The organism is Corynebacterium sp. H130 (assembly GCF_037572395.1).
In the GTDB taxonomy this organism is placed as follows: domain Bacteria; phylum Actinomycetota; class Actinomycetes; order Mycobacteriales; family Mycobacteriaceae; genus Corynebacterium.
On sequence record NZ_JBBHLA010000005.1, the window covers coordinates 60,091 to 81,269 of the forward strand.

General features: G+C 57.5%; 15 protein-coding genes. 3 read left to right on the forward strand and 12 right to left on the reverse strand.

Annotated features, from left to right (window positions below; genetic code table 11):
* Nucleotides 1-181 precede the first annotated feature (181 nt).
* The 5 genes from WG939_RS10135 to WG939_RS10155 all read right to left on the reverse strand — a co-directional run bounded on the left by WG939_RS10135 (nt 182) and on the right by WG939_RS10155 (nt 10,257).
* Nucleotides 182-769 (reverse strand): hypothetical protein, encoded by a 588-nt coding sequence (locus WG939_RS10135; RefSeq protein ID WP_339985375.1) that lies wholly within the window; start codon nt 767-769, stop codon nt 182-184.
* 122 nt (nt 770-891) lie between these two features.
* Nucleotides 892-4,626, reverse strand: a complete 3,735-nt coding sequence (locus tag WG939_RS10140; RefSeq protein ID WP_339985377.1) for a multifunctional oxoglutarate decarboxylase/oxoglutarate dehydrogenase thiamine pyrophosphate-binding subunit/dihydrolipoyllysine-residue succinyltransferase subunit — start codon at nt 4,624-4,626, stop codon at nt 892-894.
* A 226-nt stretch (nt 4,627-4,852) separates the two neighbouring features.
* Nucleotides 4,853-8,605, reverse strand: a complete 3,753-nt coding sequence (locus WG939_RS10145) for an ABC transporter ATP-binding protein (RefSeq protein ID WP_339985379.1) — start codon at nt 8,603-8,605, stop codon at nt 4,853-4,855.
* Nucleotide 8,606: 1 nt separating this feature from the next.
* On the reverse strand, nt 8,607-9,392 hold the full coding sequence (locus WG939_RS10150) for a hypothetical protein (protein ID WP_339985381.1): 786 nt from the start codon (nt 9,390-9,392) through the stop codon (nt 8,607-8,609).
* A gap of 52 nt (nt 9,393-9,444) precedes the next feature.
* Complete coding sequence (locus WG939_RS10155) at nt 9,445-10,257, reverse strand: shikimate 5-dehydrogenase (RefSeq protein WP_339985383.1); 813 nt, start codon at nt 10,255-10,257, stop codon at nt 9,445-9,447.
* A 40-nt stretch (nt 10,258-10,297) separates the two neighbouring features.
* Here WG939_RS10155 and WG939_RS10160 point away from each other — a divergent pair, with 40 nt between their 5' ends.
* Complete coding sequence (locus tag WG939_RS10160; RefSeq protein WP_339985385.1) at nt 10,298-11,017, forward strand: (2Fe-2S)-binding protein; 720 nt, start codon at nt 10,298-10,300, stop codon at nt 11,015-11,017.
* Between the two features lie 115 nt (nt 11,018-11,132).
* Nucleotides 11,133-11,984 carry a hypothetical protein gene (locus tag WG939_RS10165; protein WP_339985386.1) on the forward strand — a complete coding sequence of 284 codons (852 nt, stop codon included), beginning with the start codon at nt 11,133-11,135 and terminating at the stop codon, nt 11,982-11,984.
* Here WG939_RS10165 and WG939_RS10170 read toward each other — a convergent pair.
* Nucleotides 11,981-12,463, reverse strand: a complete 483-nt coding sequence (locus tag WG939_RS10170) for a hypothetical protein (protein ID WP_339985388.1) — start codon at nt 12,461-12,463, stop codon at nt 11,981-11,983. The genes WG939_RS10165 and WG939_RS10170 overlap by 4 nt on opposite strands.
* 88 nt (nt 12,464-12,551) lie before the next feature.
* Between WG939_RS10170 and WG939_RS10175 the strand changes: the two genes are divergently transcribed.
* The gene (locus WG939_RS10175; RefSeq protein WP_339985390.1) at nt 12,552-13,772 is read left to right on the forward strand and encodes an MFS transporter; all 1,221 of its coding nucleotides are present in this window, start codon (nt 12,552-12,554) and stop codon (nt 13,770-13,772) included.
* Nucleotides 13,773-14,009: 237 nt separating this feature from the next.
* On the opposite strand, the gene WG939_RS10180 is transcribed toward WG939_RS10175, so the two are convergent.
* The 6 genes from WG939_RS10180 to WG939_RS10205 all read right to left on the reverse strand — a co-directional run bounded on the left by WG939_RS10180 (nt 14,010) and on the right by WG939_RS10205 (nt 21,103).
* The gene (locus tag WG939_RS10180) at nt 14,010-14,960 is read right to left on the reverse strand and encodes a hypothetical protein (protein ID WP_339985392.1); all 951 of its coding nucleotides are present in this window, start codon (nt 14,958-14,960) and stop codon (nt 14,010-14,012) included.
* A 21-nt stretch (nt 14,961-14,981) separates the two neighbouring features.
* On the reverse strand, nt 14,982-15,920 hold the full coding sequence (locus WG939_RS10185) for a hypothetical protein (RefSeq protein ID WP_339985394.1): 939 nt from the start codon (nt 15,918-15,920) through the stop codon (nt 14,982-14,984).
* A 79-nt stretch (nt 15,921-15,999) separates the two neighbouring features.
* Nucleotides 16,000-16,797 (reverse strand): hypothetical protein, encoded by a 798-nt coding sequence (locus WG939_RS10190; protein ID WP_339985396.1) that lies wholly within the window; start codon nt 16,795-16,797, stop codon nt 16,000-16,002.
* A gap of 102 nt (nt 16,798-16,899) precedes the next feature.
* The gene (locus WG939_RS10195; RefSeq protein WP_339985398.1) at nt 16,900-17,706 is read right to left on the reverse strand and encodes a hypothetical protein; all 807 of its coding nucleotides are present in this window, start codon (nt 17,704-17,706) and stop codon (nt 16,900-16,902) included.
* Between the two features lie 107 nt (nt 17,707-17,813).
* A complete protein-coding gene (locus WG939_RS10200; RefSeq protein WP_339985400.1) occupies nt 17,814-20,711 on the reverse strand; it encodes a DEAD/DEAH box helicase in 2,898 nt (965 codons plus the stop codon).
* Entirely contained in the window at nt 20,711-21,103 is a 393-nt protein-coding gene (locus WG939_RS10205; protein ID WP_339985402.1) for a (deoxy)nucleoside triphosphate pyrophosphohydrolase, read from the reverse strand. Before WG939_RS10205 ends, WG939_RS10200 begins: the two co-directional genes overlap by 1 nt.
* Between the last annotated feature and the right edge of the window lie 76 nt (nt 21,104-21,179).

Consider the following 21,179-nt stretch of genomic DNA (forward strand, 5'->3'; position numbering starts at 1 on the left):
GGTTGATTAGGGCAACGTGAAATCGTTAATTGCTTGATGTGTTGCAAAAACGAAGGTACGGCACAGCAGTTACAACCTGCAAAAAGTCTGAATATCTTGCCAGTTTGGTCCAATGTAGTGGCGGGGTATCGATTTTGCTAATGGCGATCCTGCATTGATGCAGCTGAGGTCCTTTTCATCTTCATTCCTGCGAGAATGAAACCAGCGCTCGCTGCAAGTACTGCCCAAAGCCCAGGACCCCACGCCATAAGGCTGATCCACAGCGGAGCGGGGGGGAGTTGAGCTCGCTGAAGTATCTAACGGTCCAGATGAGCTCGGCAAACAGGAGTGCAATCGCCATCCAATTGGGCATGTACCTGTGCCTGAAAATACAGAGGGCAAAAGTGCTCAGGCAGAGGGTATAAAAGAGCTGCGCCAAGTAGTGGAAACCCATGAAGGTGGAAACCTCTGCCTGGGCCTGCATGAGGCGGTTGATCCCCATGAATTGGCACAGTGCGCCAACCGTGCCGAAGATGACGATAAGGATCTTGAGCTGCTTCATCGACTTCGGCAGGGCGTACTGGGTGGCTAGGACAATGCCGATTGCGCAAGCTGCACCGGCGAAGCGAGTAAGGGCAGAAACGATGGAATCTGCAGGGGTGAAGTCCGCGCAGGCATTAAAGAATACAAAACCGAAAAGGCAAGTACCGGCGCCGAACATTGCCGTGCTTTGATCGGCAATGTCGTATGGATCCCCCAGCTCGGCTGGGTGGAACAGGCGCGACGACATGAAATACCTTTCGAGCCTAAGAAATATCTAAGCAGATCTATCTTACTGTGTGGGAGGGATCTATTGCGCACAAAACGGCCCTTCCAAGAAAATCCTTGGAAGGGCCGTTAGTCTAGAGAGCTTTAGGCGAATGCTTCGTCGATAAGCGCTGCCTGCTCGAGCTGGTGCACCTTGTTGATACCCGTCGAGGTGGAGGACTGGGCGCGGCGGGAGACGCGCTTCATCTTTGGCAGGTTAGGAAGCAGCTCTGGCAGGTTGAGTGCGTAGAACGGCCATGGGCCCTGGTTTGCAGGCTCATCCTGGCAGAAGCGGACCTCTTCGAGGTTCGGGAACATCTCGAAGATTTCGCGCAGACGGTTGTGAGGGATTGGGTGCAGCTGCTCGAGGCGAACAATTGCGACGTCCTCGCGGCCATCCTTCTTCTTGCGCTTCTCCAAGTCGTAGTACAGCTTGCCGGAGACCAGCAGGACCGTCTTGATCTTGGAGGTGTCGCCAATGACCTTGCCGAATGCATCCTGGATGGCTGGGTCGTTGATCACGGAGCGGAACTTCTTCACCTGGGTGAACTCCTCCACGGAGGAGGAGGCAGCCTTCATGCGGAGCATGGACTTAGGGGTGAAGACGACCAGCGGACGCTTCAGCTCGCCGAGTGCGTGGCGACGCAGCAGGTGGAAGTAGTTCGCAGGGGAGGTTGGCTGAGCAACCGTCATGGAACCCTCAGCGCACAGCTGCAGGAAGCGCTCGATACGAGCGGAGGAGTGGTCTGGGCCCTGGCCCTCGTAGCCGTGTGGCAGGAGCAGGATGACGCCAGATTCCTGGCCCCACTTAGCTTCGCCGGAAGAGACGTACTCGTCGATGATGGTCTGAGCACCGTTGGCGAAGTCACCGAACTGTGCTTCCCAAGCGACGACGGCGTCTGGGTTACCAACGGAGTAGCCGTACTCGAAGCCCATGGCTGCGTACTCGGTCAGAGCGGAGTTGTAGATCATGAACTTGCCGCCGTTGCCCTTGGCCTGAGCGAGCTCGTGGACCGGGTTGTATTCCTCAGCGGTGTTCGGATCGATCATCACAGCGTGGCGCTGGGTGAAGGTACCACGGCGCACGTCTTCGCCAGCGAGGCGGACGGTCTTGCCAGCATTTGCCAGGGAGGAGAAGGCGATGAGCTCAGCCCAACCCCAGTCGATGCCACCTTCGATGGCAGCCTTGGCGCGCTTTTCAGCGATTGGGGCGACACGGGTGTGTGCCTTGAAGTCAGCTGGGATGTTGTGCCATGCGCCACCGATTTCGGCGAGGTCCGCCTCGGAGATGTTGGTCTCCAGGCCGTGAGGCAGCTTCTGGGAAGAAGTGATGCCTTCCTGGTGCGCTGGGCCCTTCTTCTCCTCGGCCTTGACCTCGTTGAAGACGGCTTCCATCTGGTCGTGGAAGTCGCGGGCAACTGCCTCAGCCTCAGTGTCGGACAGATCGCCACGGCCAAGCAGGTTGTCAGCGTACTGTGCGCGAACGCCTGGCTTGTCGTCGATGACGTCGTACATCTTTGGCTGGGTCATCGATGGGTCATCGGCCTCGTTGTGGCCACGACGGCGGTAGCAGATGAGGTCGATGAAGACGTCCTTGCCGAAGCGACGGCGGTACTCGGTGGCCAGCTGGCCAACCCATACGACAGCCTCTGGGTCGTCACCGTTGACGTGGAACACTGGGCAGCCGTAGGCCTTTGCCAGGTCCGTTGCGTAGTGGCTGGAGCGACCGGAGTCTGGGGTGGTGGTGAAGCCGATCTGGTTGTTCACCACGATGTGGATGGTGCCACCGACGTTGTAGCCACGCAGCTGAGACAGGTTGATCGTCTCTGGGACGATGCCCAGGCCTGCGAACGCAGCGTCGCCGTGGAGCAGGATTGGGACGACGGTGTAGCCGTCTGGGCCCTTGTCCAGGATGTCCTGCTTAGCGCGGGCGATACCCTCCATGACCGGGTTGACGGCCTCAAGGTGGGATGGGTTCGCGGTCAGGGTGACCTTGATTTCGCCATCGCCGAACATCTGGATGTGCTTGCCCTCAGCACCGAGGTGGTACTTCACGTCACCGGAAGCGCCAGCAGTGTCGATGGACATGTTGCCTTCGAACTCGTTGAAGATCTGGCCAAACGGCTTGCCGACGATGTTGGCAAGGACATTCAGGCGACCGCGGTGCGGCATACCGATCACAACTTCATCGAGGCCCTGGCCTGCAGCGGTGTCGATGGCAGCGTCCATCAGAGGAATCAGGGACTCAGCACCCTCGAGGGAGAAGCGCTTCTGGCCAACGAACTTAGTCTGCAGGAAGTTCTCAAACGCCTCAGCCGCGTTCAGCTTCTGCAGGATGTACTTCTGCTCAGCGCGGGTTGGCTTTGGCATGCCAGCTTCGAGGCGATCCTGCAGCCAGGTGCGCTCGTCGCGGTCGAAGATGTGGGTGTACTCGGAGCCAACCTTCAGGGTGTATGCAGCGCGCAGGGTCTTGAGGACCTCGCGCAGGGTCATGGTTTCGCGACCAGCGAAGCCACCAACGTGGAAAGTGCGGTCCAGGTCCCAGAGGGTCAGGCCGTGAGACTGAATGTCGAGGTCGCGCAGGTCAGGGACCGGCAGGCCTTCCTGCTTGTACTGCAGTGGGTTGGTGTCTGCGATGAGGTGGCCACGGGAGCGGTAAGCCTCGATGAGCTGCATGACACGGGTGTTCTTGTCCACGCCCGTGTTTGGTACGTCCTGAGCCCAACGGATTGGGGTGTAAGGAACGTGCATCGTCTCGAAGACGTGATCCCAGAACACGTCGTCGATAAGCAGCTGCGACATGGTGCGCAGGAACTCGCCGGACTCCGCACCCTGAATGACGCGGTGGTCGTAGGTGGAGGTGATGGTGACGAGCTTGCCGACGCCCAGTTCCGCGAGGCGGTCCTCGGATGCACCCTGGAATTCAGCAGGGTAGTCCATGGAGCCAACGCCCACGATGAGGCCCTGGCCCTTGGTCAGGCGTGGGACGGAGTGGCGGGTGCCGATGCCACCAGGGTTGGTGAGGGAGACCGTGATGCCCTGGTAATCGTCCATGGTCAGCTTGCCCTCGCGACCGCGCTTAACGATGTCCTCGTAGGCGTCGATGAACTCGGCGAAGTTCATCTTCTCGGTCTCCTTGATGGCAGCAACCACGAGTGCGCGGGTGCCGTCCTTCTGCGGGAGGTCGATGGCCAGGCCGAGGTTGATGTGCTCGTTGCGGATCAAGGTTGGCTTACCGTCGATGACGTCGTAAGCGTTATTCATGTCCGGGTGAGCCATGATGGCGCGAACCATCGCGTAGCCAATGATGTGGGTGAAGGAGATCTTGCCACCCTTGGTGCGCTTGAGGTGATCGTTCACCATCGCGCGGTTCTCGAACATCAGGCGAGCTGGCATATCACGAACGGAGGTCGCGGTAGGAATCTCCAGGGAGACGTCCATGTTCTTCGCGATTGCCTTGTAAATGCCCTTCAGCGCAGCCTGTTCAGCCTCAGGAAGATCCTTCGCGCGGCCCATTGGGGACTTAGCGAGCTTCTCTTCCTTCTGCTTCTTCAGCTGAGCCTCGAGGGAATTGCTTGCAGGGCCGGAGCTGCGCAACGGCTTGCTGGTAGCAGGGTTCTCTGCCTTCGGTGCCTGCTTCGATTCGGAAGCCGCTGGCTTTTCTGGAGCAGACTTTTCGGGGGTAGCAGGGGCGTTCTCGGCCTCAGGTGCAACAGGGGCGCCTTGCTTTTCAAAAAGCTCGCGCCACTCTGGATCTACAGACTGCGGATCCTTCTGGAATTGCTGGAACATGTCATCAACCAGCCACTGGTTCTGACCAAAGTTACTAGCGCTGCTCACGGCAGGGTCTCGCCTCATTTCCGTTGTAAAAAATTACGTCAGGTTCAACTGTAGTAGTTCCCTACAGGCTAACGTGTTTTAGCCCATAAAGTCACGCGGTTAACCGCCAATTCGAGAGGTACCCCCGGAAGTAATGCTGTTGATCAGTCAGCATGAGGAATGGGGAGGGGGTTTGTGGGCCTGTGAGCTGTGTATTTCTTTCCTGATTAATTAAAGGATCGGATCCTTAACTTGCGTTCCACATGCCCGCGTATCGCTCACCCAGCGCAAGTAGTGATTCGTGGCTGCCGTCCTCCACGATCGCGCCGTCCATGATGACGATGATCCTGTCTGCCCTGGCCGCCGTGGCCAAGCGGTGCGCCACAATCACGGAGGTGCGCGTTGAGGTCACGCGGTCGGAGGCGTTCAGGATCGTAGCCTCGGTGGCGGGATCGAGGGTGGCGGTGGCTTCGTCTAGGAGCATGATGTCTGGCTGGCACATCTCGGCGCGGGCCAAAGCGATGAGCTGGCGTTGACCGGAGGACAGTCCGCGGCCGCGTTCTCCAACTGGGTGGTTGAAGCCGCCAGGGATTGCAGAGATTGCGGTGAGCGCGCCTACTCGACGGGCTGCGTCCGTGATTTCTTCAGGCGTGGCTGTTGGCCTGCCGTAGGCGATATTGTCCGCGACGGTTCCGCTAAATAGGTGGGCTTCCTGTGGGACGAGGCCGATGGTGCGTCGCCAGTCGTGCAGCGGGAATTCTCGGATGTCGGACCCAGATGCCGACACGGAACCAGAGACGGGGTCGTAGAAGCGGGCGAGGAGTTTGATCACGGTGGATTTGCCCGCGCCCGTGGGGCCTACCAACGCGACAGTGCTGCCTGGGGCGATGGAGAGGGAAAAGTCCGAGTTGATGGTCGGCAGGTTGGGCGCATAGGAGAATGTGACGTCGTTAAGCGCCAGCTCCCCGCGCGCAGCGTCGCCCACCGCGCGTTCGCCCTTGTCGACGACACTGGCCCGCATCCCGAGTAGTTCGGAGATTCGGGTGAGGCCGACGGCGGCTTGTTGGTAGCCGTCGAAGAGTTGGGAGAGTTGCTGGATCGGGCCGAACAGCAGGCCCATGTACATGATGAACGCGATGAGTACGCCGGGGGAGAGCTCGCCGCGCTGCACCTGGACTGCACCGAAGGCGAGGACGGCGACGGAGGCGAGTTCGTTGAGGGCGCCGATACCGGGGAAATAGAGGGCGACCGCGGTCTGGGAGGTGATGCGGGTCCTTCGGTATTTTTCGGCTGCCACGGAGAATTCGCGGAGTGAGTGGTCAGCCATGCCGTGCATTTGGGAGATCCGAAGGCCGGAGATGTTCTCTTGGAACATGGCGTTGACCTGGCTGATCTCCTCGCGTGCCTGAGTGTAAAGACGGGAGGAAACACGGCGGAAGATCCAGGTGATGAGGATCAGGATCGGTAGGACAGCTAATGCGACCAGAGCGAGGTTGAAATCGGTGGCGAGCAGCATTCCGGAAATACCGAGCAAAGTTCCTAGCGAGACGATTGCCTGTGCCACGCCGGTTTGCAGGAATGAAGACAGGGCGTCGATGTCCGTGGTCATGCGGGTCATGATCTTGCCAGACATGGTGCGCTCGAAGTAGTCGAGCCCCAGGCGGTTGAGGTGCGCGTAGGTGCGCAGGCGCAGCCCAAAGAGGAGGCGTTCGCCTGTACGGGCAGTGAGGATCGTTTGGGCGATTGCGGTGAGCCAGCCGATGAAGACGATCGCGACGCCAACCGCGCTTATGGTCCATAGCGTTCCGGGTTCCTGGCGGATGACGCCGTGGTCGATGGCGAAGCGGACCAGGCTCGGGAACGTTAGGTCCACAGCCACGCCGATAATCAGGCAGGCCATGACTGCGAGGATTAGCCAGCGCACCTGCCGGAATAGTGGCATGAGTGCGAACGGCTCGGTAGTGGTGCGGGCGTGGTGAGCGTCGACTTTTGGTTCTTCCGTTGCCGGTGGCAGCTTTGCTACCTGCGCCATGAGTTTTGGCGTAGCGGGCATAGCTGCTGCCATGGCCATGCCACCTTTGCCTCCGCCTCCGCGCCCCATTGGGCCACCAACCATTGACACTGCAGCCTTTGCGGCTGCCGAGCTCATGCCTGGTTTCCTAGTGGGTGAGGCATCAGGCCAGAGTTCGTCCCAGGTGGGTTCGGTGGTGCCGTCGTCGAAAGGCAGGCCTTCCTCGGACACTGGGCGGAACCCGAGGTCCATGAGGTGCGCAAAGCGCTCGTTTTCTCGCATCTGCGAGAAGGTACCGACGGCGGTGGCGTGGCCGTCTTCGAATAGTGCGATGCGGTCGGCGAGGTCGAGCGTGGAGGTGCGGTGTGCGACGGCGATGATGGTGACGTCGCGGAAATCTTCGCGAAGTGCCTGGTAGATCCGTGCTTCGGTGGTGGCGTCGATGGCGGAGGTGGCGTCGTCGAGTACGAGGATCCGTGGCCGGGCGAGCAAAGCTCGGGCGAGGGCGATGCGCTGGCGTTGCCCGCCAGAAAGAGTGAGGCCACGCTCGCCGACGACCTCCTGGTATCCCTTCCCAAGGCCCATGATGAATTCGTGTGCCTGGGCCGCACGAGCTGCCTTTTCGACGTCTTCGTCTGAGTAGTCACCACCCATGGTGATGTTGTTTCGGATGGTGTCGCTGTAGAGGAAGGAATCGTCGAAAACGCAGATGAGGGCCTGGCGGAGATCGGTGTCGGCAAGATTTTCGAACGGGATGGATCCGGATGCGCTGGTTAGCGCGATGTGGCCGGAGTCCGGTTGGTAGAACTTGCCCATGAGCTGCACGGCCATGGTTTTGCCGGAGCCTGGCGGCCCGACAAGCGCGAGTGTTTCCCCGGGTCGAACTTCAAAAGATAGGTCGCGCAGAATGTGGTGCCTGTTGTCGCTGAAGTTTACGTTCTCAAAGCGCAATCCCACGGGCCCGTTCGGGATCAGGGTGGGGTTGTCCGGGTCTGTGTGGTGCGGGGTGAGGCTGAGGACTTCGAAGACACGGGAGACCGAGGAGCCGGCCATGTTGATGCGCAGTACAAGTCCGGACAGCATGCGGGCGACGCTGGTGAGGCTCGAGAGGTAGGCCGCGAAGGCGACGAAGGTGCCGATGGTGATGCGCCCGGACATTGCGAGCCAGCCACCAAGCGCGATGTTCGCAACCATTGCCAGCTGGGGGAGCTGATCGACGAGCGGTTGGAACTTTGCGCTAAGGCGGGCCGCCCGCATGCGCATGGCATAGACTTTGCGTCCTGCCTTTTCCAGCGCGTCGATTTCGCGTTCTTCCTGGGCGAACGCCTTCACCACGCGGATTCCGGTGACGGTTTCTTCCACGTGGGTGGCAAGGTCTGCTGCTGATTGTTGTGCTGCCCAGGTGGCCGCGAACAGGGGCTTTCGGGAGGCGAGTGCTCCGAAGAAGATCAGTGGTAGGGAGGCCAGTGCCACGACGGCCAGCAGTGGGGAAAGAATCACCATGACGGTGACGGTGAATGCCAGCTTGAGGATATGTCCGACCGCGAGGGGGAACATCGCGACCAAGCCTTGGACCATGTTGATGTCCGAGATTGATCGGCTGACCACTTGTCCCACGCGGATGCGGTCTTGACCTGGGCCATCGAGTTTCTGCAGGGTGTCGAGCAGGGCAATGCGGATGCGGTGCTGGACGTTGATGGAGAGCAGCCCTGCGGTGTAGCGGCGCCCGAATTGGGAGAGGAAACGTGCGAGAGCCACCGCGATCATCACGATGACGATGGCGGTGAGCTCTGGATACATCGGCAGTAGCCGAGTTGCTGTGCTCCCCGAAGCCTGGCCGGTGGCGACGTCGACGGCGTCTCGAGTCAGCAGTGGGATGCAGAGCTCGAACGTCACCACGCCGATGGTGGCCAGGACTGCGGAGGCGGTGGTGAGGGGATAGCTGGCGATGATTCCCCATAGTCGCCTCATCGGGGAACGACTGGGCATGTTATTTAAAAAGGAAACGCTTTCTCTTCGGCTTGCTGTCGGTGTTTTCCGGTGCTGCCGGCAGCGGGGTTAGGAACTGTGCCGGGATTGGCCCCATGGATTCACGGGTGTTGCTGATCACCTGATCGGCGAGCTTCCGGTTGGCCATGGTTCCGACCACGAGGCCGATGCCCAGTGGGAGGATCTTGCCGATCCACATGGTCTTCAGTTTCTTGGTCAGACGGGAGCGGGCCATCTTCATCAGCTGGGCATTGATGGTGTTGAGCGTCGGCAGGCTCATGCGGTTGATGCGGGTGGCGACGTCTTGCTCTTCCTTGGTGTCCATGTCGCCCATGAGCGTGTCGACGAGCGCGGTGCCAGGTGCGCCGAGGACGGCGACGAGGATCAGCGCGCGACGGCGTTCTGGGTCGCGAATGTCGACGCCACGCAGGTGCGCGGATGCTGCGGTGTAGAGAGCTGCGGCGTCGAGGAAGACGAGGGATTCAGCGCCCACTGCTGCTGCACCGGTAACAAAGCCGACGCCTGGGACGGCGGCGGCGAGGCCGGCAGCGCCTCCAGAGCCGGTGGCAAGGCGTTTGAAGTGCTTGTCCATTTCGCGCTGGAGGTCGGCAGGGGTCGCTTGTGGGTTATTGCGGCGCAGCCAGTTGACATAGCCTTCGATCGCTCCGGTTTGGATCCGGACGGCATGGTCGAGTCCGCCGATAAGCATGCGACCGGTGGGGCCGGCATTGTCGTTCAGGCGGGCGGCGTCGGAGCCGAGAGCGTCGGTAATAACTGGGTTTGTCATGTTGCTGCCTTTCGTGTTGGTTGCCTGGCATGGGGCCAGGATCAGTCCAACATCAATTCTGCTGCGAATATTCCTCAGCTGCCATGACTTGCTCGTCTGTTGGGCGGATTCCGGTGTACAAAGCGAATTGTTCCGCTGCCTGGAGGGCAACAACTTCGCCACCGTTGATCGTTGGCTTGCCGAGGCGCTCGGCGGCCGTGATCAGTGGCGTTTGTACTGGATAGGCCACTACATCGAAGATGATCTCGGCTGCTTGGATCTGCTCGTCGGTGAACGCCTGGACGGCTTCGTCGTCGCCGTACATTCCCATCGGGGTAACGTTTACTAACAATTTGGCATCGGCCGGTACCTCGGTGGAGTATTCCCAACCGTAGCGGCTCGCGAGGGCTGCACCTGTGACGTGGTTGCGGGCTACGACGGTGCCCTTCATTCCGAAGTCATCGAGGGCTGCGACGACAGCGTTCGCCATGCCGCCAGAGCCCTTGATTGCGACCTTGAGGCTGGGATCCACCTGATGGGACTTCAACAGGGAAGCCACAGCAATGTAGTCGGTGTTGTAGCCCTTGAGGTGGCCGTCGGTGTTGACGATGGTATTGACGGACTGGATGCGGGCTGCGCTTGGGTCAAGCTCATCGATCAGGGAAATCACGTCGCCCTTGTAAGGCATGGATACGCCTGCGCCGCGGATTCCCAGGCCACGCATACCCGCGATGGCTGCAACGATATCGGTGGGTGCCACCGCTTTGTAGAGGTAGTTCAGTCCGAGTTCGGCGTAGAGCCAGTTGTGAAAGCGCACGCCGTGGTTGGATGGGCGGGCTGCAAGAGAAATGCACAAAGTGGTGTCGCGATCGACGATATTAACCATAATGACAAGGGTAGTGCTTCCCGACCTCCAGAGGAGAAATATGTCCCTGCCGTGGGCCCAGCTCGTGTCCGACGTTCCGCGTTTCCACAATTTTGTGTACGCGGGCACGCCTGTCGATGGCACCGATTGGGTCGCTGAGGTGGTCCGCAGTGGCGAGTCGGAGTTCCGCATGGGGGAGAAGCCGTTGGCGCAGCTCTGGTGGTTTTGTTTTGGCAACTCTGTGATCGCTCCTTCCGTGCATTTGATGGTTGGTTACGAGGCCGTCCCGTCGTTCGATTTCTCCCAGGGCCAGCTGCGCAACGAGGGCTTTTGGTGTGGGTTCCACACCGATGTGGCTGCGTCTAGCCCGCGGGACGCGGGTGCTCAGCTTGCGGAGTCGGTGGCACCGCTTATCGACGTGCTGTGCAGCGAATTCTCATTGCGCCCTGCTCCGCTGTGGGCCATTACTGCGGATGCGCTTCGCCAAACTGCGCTGGAGGCAGGCAACAACAATTTCGATCCTGCTTTGGGAGTCGAGGTGGGAGAAGAACTGGTTGCGGGCCTTGGTGCGGGGCCTGATGTTCCTATCCGGGCCGTGGTTGACGGGGCGATTTGCGACTTTGAACCGGAACTTGGCGATGACTGTTTTGTGTTTGCCCGTCGGGCTTCGTGTTGCATGATTTATCGAACTCCGGGTTCTGGGCTGTGTACGTCGTGTCCGAAGCGCCCGGATGCGCGCCGGGAACGGGACATGATTGCTCTGGCAGAGCAGATGTTTTAACGCACGTAAGTGCTTGTGTTGCGCGGGTTTCCCAGCGCCTTGTTGAATGTGCGACTAGGCTGAAACGAGTTGGACTCCTGCCAGCACTGTTTCGACGAAGGGAACGTGTCACGTTATGAGCTTTTTCGAAGATATCGCCGCCGCCCTCGATGCAGAGGGCATTGAGTCTCGCGTCAACGACGACACTATGTTCGTTCCACTTACCGCTGAACTGGAGATCCAGTTCGTGGAAATCGATCCAATTCTTCCAGCTGCCAACGTTTACATTGCCGCAGCTGACGTGGATGAGGATGACGAGAATTTTGAGGCTGTGCTGGTGTCTGTCGTGTTCTCCGTTGAGGATGCGCTGACCACTGTGAATCGCCATGTTGCTACAGACCAGGTGGTTACCCTGCTGAGCGACTTGCTGCTCGGCACTGATGAGCGCATCGCTGACCTGGAGTTCTACCAGAGCACCGACGATCCAAACTTGGTGATCGCTGACGTTGCCGAGAACTCTGAGGTCCGCGTTCTGGTGGATGTTCATGAGGACGTACCTACTGCTTTTGTGGCGTTCGTGTCCGTGGACAATTCCTACGAGGAGATGGTCGATGAGGCTATTTCCGAGGTGTGGGAAAGCGATGACGCGTCTGAGCTGAGCGACGAGGATCGTGCTCGTCTTTTCGAGTCCATTCAGTCCGATGTTGCTTCGCAGGTCAGCGAGATCCTTGACCTGGGCAGTTTCACCGACTTTGATCGCCTCTTCGATATCCTTTCCCTCGCTGCTGACCAGGCGGAAGATTGGGAGTCCCAGCTCACCGCTTTTGACGAGGACGAGTTCGAGCCGGAAGTGTACGACATCTTTGCCGAAGAATTGGCGGAAGATGACTTCGAGGATTTCGAGGACGACCTGGAGGATGACCTCGACGACGACTTCGATGACGAAGCCGACGGCGAGGACGATGTCGAAGCTACCGACAAGGATTAGGCTGCTGACCTCTGCGATTCAAACAGGGACGCAGGGGATTCAATAGGCATGAAGTGCTGATCTACGATCCAGCAAAATGTTGGCGCGCCCAAACCATCGATGCGGTGCACGGAAAATCTGCCCGAATCGGGTAGGAGGGCGCGCGCCCAGGTTTCAGCTTCCGTCTTGCCGATGGTGCGCCCTTCAGGAGACGTCAGGCGGATGGCGATCATGTAAGCAGGGGTGCGTGACTCGCCGTATCCGCGAATTCTTGCCCTCGCTAGGTGTCCAACGCGGTGCCTAGTCACAGTGATGGCGATGGGATCCACTGCGGATTTGGCGGGCATGTGGATTGTTGGTGGGCGCCAAGAAGCCGTGTTTCGTGCCAGTGAGCGTGGATGCTTCATCGTCATGGCCACCGTTTCAAGTGGCGTGCAATGGAGGCGGCGAAGGTCATGAATGGTGGCGGTGAACGGTGATTTCTTCGTGGATTTGATCATGGCGCAACTCTAAAACATGGGGTGGACACGTTAATCCAAAAATAGCACAGGTGTTCGAAAATTAATTGATGATAGCCTGGTTACTGCCATGACAACCTCATCCTCCGCAGCTGACAAGCAAAAAACCGCCATCCCTTACGAAATTTGGGTACTCGTCTCGGGCGCCTTCGTTATCGCTTTGGGCTTCGGCATCATTGCGCCGATCCTGCCTCAGTTCGCGCGAAGCTTTGATGTCCCAGTTGCCGCAGCTAGTGCCGTTGTGTCGGTGTTTGCCTTGTCGAGGCTCCTGTTCGCCCCGAGTTCAGGCATGGCCGTCGATAAGCTCGGCAGCAGGCGCGTGTACATGATGGGCTTGGTCATCGTCGCACTGACCACCGGTGGTATCGCGTTTGCCCAGGAGTTTTGGCACATTTTGGCGCTGCGACTGATCGGTGGCATCGGCTCAACCATGTTCACTGTGTCTGCGATGGGCTTTATCGTGCAGCACTCGCCGCCACAAATCCGCGGGCGCGCATCCTCGGCATATGCCAGCGCTTTCCTCATCGGCAATGTGCTCGGGCCGGTACTGGGAGCGCTCGTCGAGCCGCTGGGTATGCGCATCCCATTCATCATCTATGGCGTTGCGCTGCTGTTTGTGACCTGCATGGTCGGCTTCCTGCTTAGGCCTAAGGCAGGGGAGGAACAGGTCAAGGTCGCGACGCCGGCGATGCCCGTCAGCGAGGTCATCCACCACCCGTCCTACCAATCGGCGCTGCTATCCGGGTTTGTTAACGGCTGGGTGAACTTCGGCGTGCGCGTGGCCATCCTGCCATTGTTTGCAGCCTCCGTCTTCCACAAAGGCGGCGCGATCGCAGGTTTCGCGATGGCCGCCTTCGCCCTCGGCAGCGCCCTCTCCATCCAAGTATCAGGACGACTCGCCGACTCCAACGGCCGCAAACCAATGATCGTCACCGGCCTGCTCCTCAACCTGCTGTTCACCGGCGTCCTCGGCTTCGCCACAACACCACTCATGGTCATCGGCTTCAGCTTCCTCGCCGGCATCGGCGGCGGCCTCCTCAACCCAGCACAACAAGCCACCCTCGCCGACCTCATCGGCAACGACCGCTCCGGTGGCAAAGTACTCGCCAACTTCCAAATGGCCCAAGACCTCGGCGCCATCACCGGCCCCATCCTCGTGGGCATGCTTGCCGACGCCTACGGCTACCAAACCGCATTCCTAGCGTGCTCCCTGGTCGCCATGATCTCAGCCATCGTCTGGATCTTCCATGGCAAGGAAACGCTTGCGCGGGTCAAAGTTCAGAAGGTCTGAAAAACATCCCGTATTCGGGCCAGGTGTCCTGGGGAAACGCTGGAAATGGTGATTTTTCAGGGGAAAGATTTCGGTGGGGAGGAAAAACCTCCCGTATTCGGGCCAGGTGTCCTGGGGAAACGCTTGAAAAGGTGTCTTTTGGCGGGAAAGATTTCGGTTGCGAAGAAAAACATCCCCCAATCGGACAAGGCGACCTGGGGAAACGCCTGAAAGTCAGTCCAAATGGGGGAAAGATTTCTAGTACTGGCGGACGTCGACTTCGCCGAGGTTCCAGAATGGCTTGACGCGGTCCTTGACGGTGAAGTCGACTGGCGCTGGCATGACTACATCGAGATGACCATCGTAGTATGCCTTGAGCTGGGTTCCTTCTGGGATGGTGCCTTGGGCTTCGATGATGTCGGCGATCTTGTTTAGCTTTGGATCCATGTATCCGGCGTAGCCGTGGACGATGACGTTTATGCCACCGCAGTCAGGGATCTTGATGAAGAGTTCCTGGCCTGAGAGGTTGAGGTCCTTGTCTTCGAAGTTGTTGGAGATGTTGCGCAGGGCCTTAACGCAGCCTGCGTTGTCGTAGTATTCGAAATCGTTGAGGACGAAGGACAGATCGGTGATGCGGGCGTAGTCGAAGAAGTCCTTGATCACTGGACGGTTCGTTTTTGCCATTTCGTACTGGTCGTAAACGAGGCCTTCCTTCATGTCGTACGACCATGGTGAGACGATGAATAGCAGTCCGTCGTCACGGCGGCCGACCTGGGTGTTGATCTGGTGTTCTTGGAATGCTTGGACGGCGATCGGATGGATCTGGTTCATTGCCTGCTTGAGCTCCTCGCCCTGCAGGTCAGCTGGGAGATCGACGGCGATCATTTTGTCTAGGCCCTTAGGGTCGCCCTTGACCTGTACGCCTGGAGGCAGGATGGAGATGTACTGGCCGATGGTTTCTTCCACGAAGACCTGGTCATCGGCGGTGGCCGGCGCTGCGTTGTCGGAGGCTGCCTGGTTGACTTCATCCTCGGAGCTCTTGGACTTGGTCTTGTCAGGTGGTGCGATCTGTTCCGAGCCAGCAGCAGCAGAAGAAGAAGAAGGCGCTTCGGAAGACGAAGATGGCGCCGGGGCAACGATTGGCTCGTCCTTGGAGTTACAGCCCACGAGGGCAAGGCATGCGATGAGTGCGGAGAGTGTGCGTTTCATGTTGTGTCCTTGAAGTGGTTGTTATTGCTGGTGTTTGACGTGGATGACTTCGCCCAATGGCCACGCCTGCTGGATTTTGGCCAGGGTGGCGTCGTCAAGCGGGGTGGGGTTGGAGACGTCGATGTCGCTGTCCATCCGCACGACCACGTGGGTGTCGTTCGGCAGGACGGTGCCTTCGCCCATGAGGCCGGCGGCGGCGTCGAGCTTGGCGTCCATGTGGTGCTTTTTGGCGATCACGTTGATGCTGTTCGGGCCACAGTGGCGGACCTTGTAGACGAAGTCGTAGTTATCTGGAAGGAGGTCTTCCTTGAGCTCGCCGCGGACCTGCTTGATGTAGTCGGTGCAGTCCTTGGGGGTGCGTTCCTTTTCGTCGAGGAGGAACACCGCAGTTGGGGTGGTGCGGGCCACCTTGGTGAAGTCGCGGACAGCTGGGGTGGCAGCCATTGCGGCATTCCAAACCTCGGGGAAGTTGCCGGCTTCGCGGTCGGTGAATGGCTCGACGAGCATCACGAAGTCGTCCTTGTAGCGGCGACCGAAGACGGTCTTGACGCCGTTTGCCTGCCATGCGGCAACGGAAACCTTCTCCATACGCTCCAGTGCTAGGGCGATGTCCTCGTCCTTGACTTCTTCTGGCACGGACACCGTCACGGTCTGCATCTTGCCCTTAGGGTCGACGGTGACGCGCGCACCCTCCGGAAGCAGCGGCTGCAGCTCGGACGCGAGCTTTTCGACGTCCTCGAACTTGCCAGCTACCGGCGTCAGGGACGTTTCCGGATCGGAAGGCAAAGCGGAGGAGCTTGGGGAAGGGGACGGAGTTTCGATTGGAGTCTCAGTTGCCGCTACGGGCTGGGTATCTCCGGTGAACTTGTCCTTGAGAGTCACGAAGGTGAGGCTGGCGGCGACGATGACGGCGACTGCGATGGCAGCCAAGATGGCCAGCACTTTCTTGGTGTTGTTCATGACATCCTCAATTGATTATCAAAGTTGTGCGTATAAACTATCAAGGCTTTTTCTCCTTGTCCTGGGGTAATGCGAATTGTTATCTCTTCGTTTCTATTTGGACGTTGCCATGGCGCCACTTTTTCAGTACCGCCGTGTTTCTAGCTGAGGTGTCCTTGGAAAGGCGGATGTCGAGTTCGCCGTTTTCTCGGACGAAAAGGTAAGAATCTGGTGGAAATGGCTCGAGCTGCTTCATCATCTCCGCGAAATCGGTGAGGTAGGTATCTTCGGTGAAGTACACTCTGGTCCCACCGCAATTCGAGAACATCACCGTGGTGAAGCTGGAATCGAACGCTCCCTTGCGGGCTGGCAGGATGCTGGCGCAGGTAGCGGGGGATGCGGTCTCTCTTTCGGAGAATTCGACCGTCGATGGCAGGAAATTCACCGTGTCTGTTTTGTGTTCCATTTGGGGCAGGTAAGTGTTGGCCATGTCCCACTGTTCGGCTAGGTTCGGGAGCTCGTCTTCGTGGTAGAAGGTGACCGGATGGCCGTCGAAAAGCACGTCGATGGAGCTCACCGTGTCCTTCTTTGCCAGCTGGGCGTCCATGACAGGTTGGGCGCGTTCGAGGAAAGCGCGGATGTCGGTGGGGCTGCTGGGCGGAAGGGTGATGTAGGCGGCCATGGCGTTGGACTCGGTGAGATCCGCGGTACGGACTTCGGACCCTGCCGGGACGATGGCCTCTAGTTCGCGCTGGTAGTCTTTGCTTTCTTGCGTGGTGAATTGGCTTTCTGTTTCGCGTCGCTCAAACCATTGGACCGCCTTGTCAAAGGTGTTGCTGACCCAGGCGAACGCGATGAGGATGGCAAGTCCAGTGAGTTGCCACCGCAGCTTCTTCACCTTGAACCTCCTTCAGATTTTGTTTTTGATAACAACACATGAGATGAACCCCCGCAGGGCAATGTTCCCGCGGGGGTAAAAAGGGGGCGGAGCAGCGCGAAACTACTTGTTGTAGGTCTTGGTTTCCCCGTGCGGCCACGCCTCGAAGGCGGACTTTGCCTCTGCAGGAAGTTCCTTTTCCTTGTGGATGAACAGGAAGCCGTTCTCTTCAATGGAGATGGAGGTCTTTTCGGGAATACCAGGAAGCTTTTCCATGATGGCGGCGAAGTCCTTCATGTACTCGTCCGCCTTGTCCGACTTGTCCAAGGAGACGTGCGCGCCATTGCATTTGAGCGTGCTGATGGATGTGAACTCGCCGGCCAGAATGCCCTGCTTCGCGGAAAGCGCCTTCGCGCACTCGGCCCCAGAGCTGTACTCCTTGTTGTCCGAAAGAGTGATGTATTCGAGGTAGAACATCATCGTGTCCGCCTTGTCGCCCATTTGCGGCAGCAATGCTTCGGATTTCGACCATTGTTCAGAAAGCGGTGGGGTGCGTTCCTCGTGACTGAAAATCACCTTCTTGCCATCCAATTTCGCATGCACATTGGTTTTGGTTTTCTTCTTCGCAGCCTGCTCTTCGACCACAGGCTGGGCCTTATCCAAGAACGCCTTCACCTCCTCCTTCGAGGTGTTCTCCGGCAGGATGATGGTCGCGGAAACCATATCTACCGAAGTCATCTCCTTGACCCTCAGGTCCGTGCCACGAGGCGCGATCTTCGACAGCTCACTCTCATAGTCATTGCTGTCCTTCGTGTCTTTGATGCCACTTGACCGCAGCTGCAGTGGCAAAACCACATGCTCGACAATCACCGGCCGTAGCGCAATCAACGCAAGCACCAGCGCAACAATAACAACCAAAGCCTTCTTCATAAGCCCTCCTTGGTGACAGATATCACCACATATGATGAACCCTCGCAGAAATAAGTTCCCGCGGGGGTAAAAGTAAGGGCTTATCGACGGGCCGGTGGCTTGGCGGACTACTCGGAGGAAGGGGTCTCTAGGTAGTCGTACAGCTCACGATCGACCTCGTGTTCCAGCTTGAGATCCATTCGAACGACGCTGAGGCCCTCGCCTTCCTTACCGGACATGGTTCCTTCACGGACATTCGTTGGGAGTGCGGTGCCGAGGTAGTAGAAATCAGTGCCTTCTCCATCGTCTTTCTTTACAAAGACGTGGACGTCGACGTCTCCGTTGACGATTGGTGCAACGTCCTTGCTCTTGAGAGTTCGATTGCTTCGTGAATTCCAAAGCAAGGTTGACTGATCGATGAATTGATCGTCGTAGTTCACGCTGCTTTCGACGTCAGGGCCCTTGTGATACGTGACAAAGATGGGGCAGGAATGGGTAGCGAGGTCGCACTTGTATCCGTAGACGATTCCTTCGTAGTTGCCCTCCCAATTGAGGAGACGACAGACGTCCTTGCGTGAATAACGCTGGCCAATGGTGAAGGTATTCGAAAGCGAATAACGCTCGCGGGACAGGAAAAGGCCAGTTTCGATGATGTCGTCGACGTGACTACGGAATTCGGAATTGTCCTTGGCAAAGTAGGAATTTTCGAAATCAGGGTGCAACACCCAGTTTGCGCCATCACGAACAAGTACTGGGTCGGCGCCGTATTTCTTCTCCGTTTTCTGCTGGGAGGTTAGGAATTCGAACGTCAGCATTCGAAGAACGGATTCGAAAGTAGAGTCATCGGATTCAACTGCTTGGCGAGAAATCGCTCGCTTCAAATCTGCTGCGGAGGCCTTCTTTTCGGAAAGAAGCTTTTGCAACGCGATGAGCTCATGAGGGCGCTTGCCGTTCAATAGTTCTCCGGACAGGAAGTTGAGGTAGCGCCGCTGAGAATCCGAAGGCTTGCTTTCAACGAACTTCAACCGGTGAAGCAAGCTCCAGTAATTTGGCGAATCCTTTGTAGTCGCCATGATGACTGGGTCTGTGAGATCAAGGCTTGCGAAGTCGATGAGCTTTGGAAGACGACCGTGTGCGTCCTTGAACTGATTGATGTCCTTCTTGAGCTCCGCGATGGAATCGAGTTTCGCGGCAGAAATTGAACGAAGAACTCGTTCCTTTGAAACTTCATCAAAGTTGACACTGGACAGGCCTGCGATTGATTTTCGTTCAATAACCATCTTGCGCAGGTCTTCCTTTCTTCGAGATTTTCGGTCGTAAAGTGCGATTGGAATCATGAAGTTGTTCGCGTAATTGCCGATGAAGTCGATAACTTGCAGGTGTTCCTTGCCGCGGTACTGACGCAGGCCACGACCCAATTGTTGGGTGAAAATGATGCTGGACTGAGTCGGTCGCAGCATGACTATTTGATTGAGGCATGGGATATCGATGCCTTCATTGAAGATGTCGACGGTCAGGATGTAATCGAGTCGTCCTTCTTCGAGCTCTCGCACGGTGGCTTCACGTACGGAGGCTGAATCCTCGCCTGTCAGTACTGCAGTGCGCAGGAGCTTTCCAAACACGCGCTTCTTGTTGAATAGCTGCGACAACTCGCGTGCTTCATCCTTTCGGCTGCAGAAGATCAAGCCCTTGACGTTGTCAGCCCAACCGTATTTCTGCATTTTCTCTGCCACGAATTTGACGCGTTCTTCACTGACGAGGAAGGCAAGGTCGGACGTCTCGTCGGATGTGACGCTATTTCGAGTGAAATCAGAAACACCGTAGTAGTGAAACGGTGCAAGAAGACCTGCTTCCAATGCGCGCTGCAGCCGAATTTCGTAGGCCAGGTTGTAGTCAAACAACTCGTAGATATTGATCGAGTCGGTTCGTTCTGGCGTTGCGGTGAGCCCAAGGAGGAATTTCGGTTTGAAATGATCGATGATGCTGCGGAATGTTTTTGCACCGGAATGGTGAGATTCATCGATGATGATGTAATCGAAAAACTCTGGATCAATTGAAGCAAGGGTTGCTGGCTTCGAGAGTGTCTGGGAAGTTGCAAAGACAAATCGTCGATCCAATTGACGAATATTTTGGGTAAAACGACCGAATTCGCTTTCCGGGAGTCCGAATACCTTTTGGAATTCCTGCAATGCATTTTTCGCGATTTGTTCGCGGTGAACGACAAACAGAACTTTTTCTGGATTGAACTGCTTTGCGGCAAGTGCTGCGAGGATCGTCTTACCGGTACCAGTCGCAGATACGATGATGGCCCGTTTCTGTCCAAGCTCAACGAGCTCGTTGAGGGACTTTAGAGCCTCAACCTGCATTGCGTTTGGCTCGATGGTGTCTTGCTGGAGACTGGTTTCGTCCGACAGGTCAATGACAGCTTCACGTACGAGCGTCTTTCTTTCGCTTTCGTACTGCTGGATCCATTCTTCTGTGAGTGGCACACAATGCTGCAGCTGGCGGTCAATTGCGTCAGAAATTTGGAAAGCGATGCTGCCAGATTCCTGGGTGGAGAAGCGAATATTCCATTCCTGGTTGGCAACCAATGCTTTCGCGGTGAGATTGGAACTTCCGATGATTGCCGTTAAGAATGGAGAGTTTTCAAATATGTAGCCTTTGGCATGAAAACCAGCATGAGGATGGTCATAAATGAACACATCGAGGTTTTCGATTTCAAGCAGTTCCCGGAATAGGTTTGGCTCATTGAAATCCAAATAGCGAGAGGTGACGATCGTGCCCCTGCCAGGGAATTCTCGAAGGGTTTCTCTTAGGAAAGACAAACCACTCGCGGAAATAAAAGCGATCGAAAACTTGAAGGAAGAACAGTTATGAAGCTCGTGCTGAATGGCAGCGAGCATCGTCTCATTTTCGTTGGCATTTGCAATGAGCCGCGGGTCAAAAACCTGATGTGAATCGTGCTCGCGATCGACAAAACCGTGAATCACATCATCTATCAGGTTTGAGTGCCAAGCCCCCTTCATTAGAACTCCTTGGCAATGATTTCAACGGCAGGGATATCTGCTGGGGCCCATTCCAATTCGAGCATTTCAGCGCCTGTGAGCCAGCGAACTTCTGCGTGCTCGGTCAGCTTTGGCTCGCCCTTTTCAAGCGAGCAGTAGTAGGTGGAAAGAACAATAATTGCGAAGTCGTACTCGTGCTCAGTCGTAGTGACAAACTCGCCGACTTCAGCGTCGATGTGCAGTTCTTCTCGAAGTTCGCGGGCCAGAGCTTCCTTTGGAGTTTCGCCGGGCTCGATCTTTCCACCTGGAAATTCCCAGTAGCCAGCGAGCGACTTTCCTTCGCCTCGCTTTGCGCCAAGAACCTTTCCATCCTTAACGATGACGGCTCCAGTAACTTCGATGCGCTTCTTCACGCCTAAACACTCCTTCTAGCTGCTGGTATTAGGCCCGAGACTAGCAGTTCCGCTGTAGGGTTGCCGGCTAGGCTGC

Coding starts and splice junctions, on each gene's coding strand:
- WG939_RS10135 (WP_339985375.1), bottom strand. CDS start 769: ATGTCGTCGCGCCTGTTCCACCCAGCCGAGCTGGGGGATCCATACGAC.
- WG939_RS10145 (WP_339985379.1), bottom strand. CDS start 8,605: ATGCCCAGTCGTTCCCCGATGAGGCGACTATGGGGAATCATCGCCAGC.
- WG939_RS10150 (WP_339985381.1), bottom strand. CDS start 9,392: ATGACAAACCCAGTTATTACCGACGCTCTCGGCTCCGACGCCGCCCGC.
- WG939_RS10155 (WP_339985383.1), bottom strand. CDS start 10,257: ATGGTTAATATCGTCGATCGCGACACCACTTTGTGCATTTCTCTTGCA.
- WG939_RS10160 (WP_339985385.1), top strand. CDS start 10,298: ATGTCCCTGCCGTGGGCCCAGCTCGTGTCCGACGTTCCGCGTTTCCAC.
- WG939_RS10165 (WP_339985386.1), top strand. CDS start 11,133: ATGAGCTTTTTCGAAGATATCGCCGCCGCCCTCGATGCAGAGGGCATT.
- WG939_RS10170 (WP_339985388.1), bottom strand. CDS start 12,463: ATGATCAAATCCACGAAGAAATCACCGTTCACCGCCACCATTCATGAC.
- WG939_RS10175 (WP_339985390.1), top strand. CDS start 12,552: ATGACAACCTCATCCTCCGCAGCTGACAAGCAAAAAACCGCCATCCCT.
- WG939_RS10180 (WP_339985392.1), bottom strand. CDS start 14,960: ATGAAACGCACACTCTCCGCACTCATCGCATGCCTTGCCCTCGTGGGC.
- WG939_RS10185 (WP_339985394.1), bottom strand. CDS start 15,920: ATGAACAACACCAAGAAAGTGCTGGCCATCTTGGCTGCCATCGCAGTC.
- WG939_RS10195 (WP_339985398.1), bottom strand. CDS start 17,706: ATGAAGAAGGCTTTGGTTGTTATTGTTGCGCTGGTGCTTGCGTTGATT.
- WG939_RS10200 (WP_339985400.1), bottom strand. CDS start 20,711: ATGAAGGGGGCTTGGCACTCAAACCTGATAGATGATGTGATTCACGGT.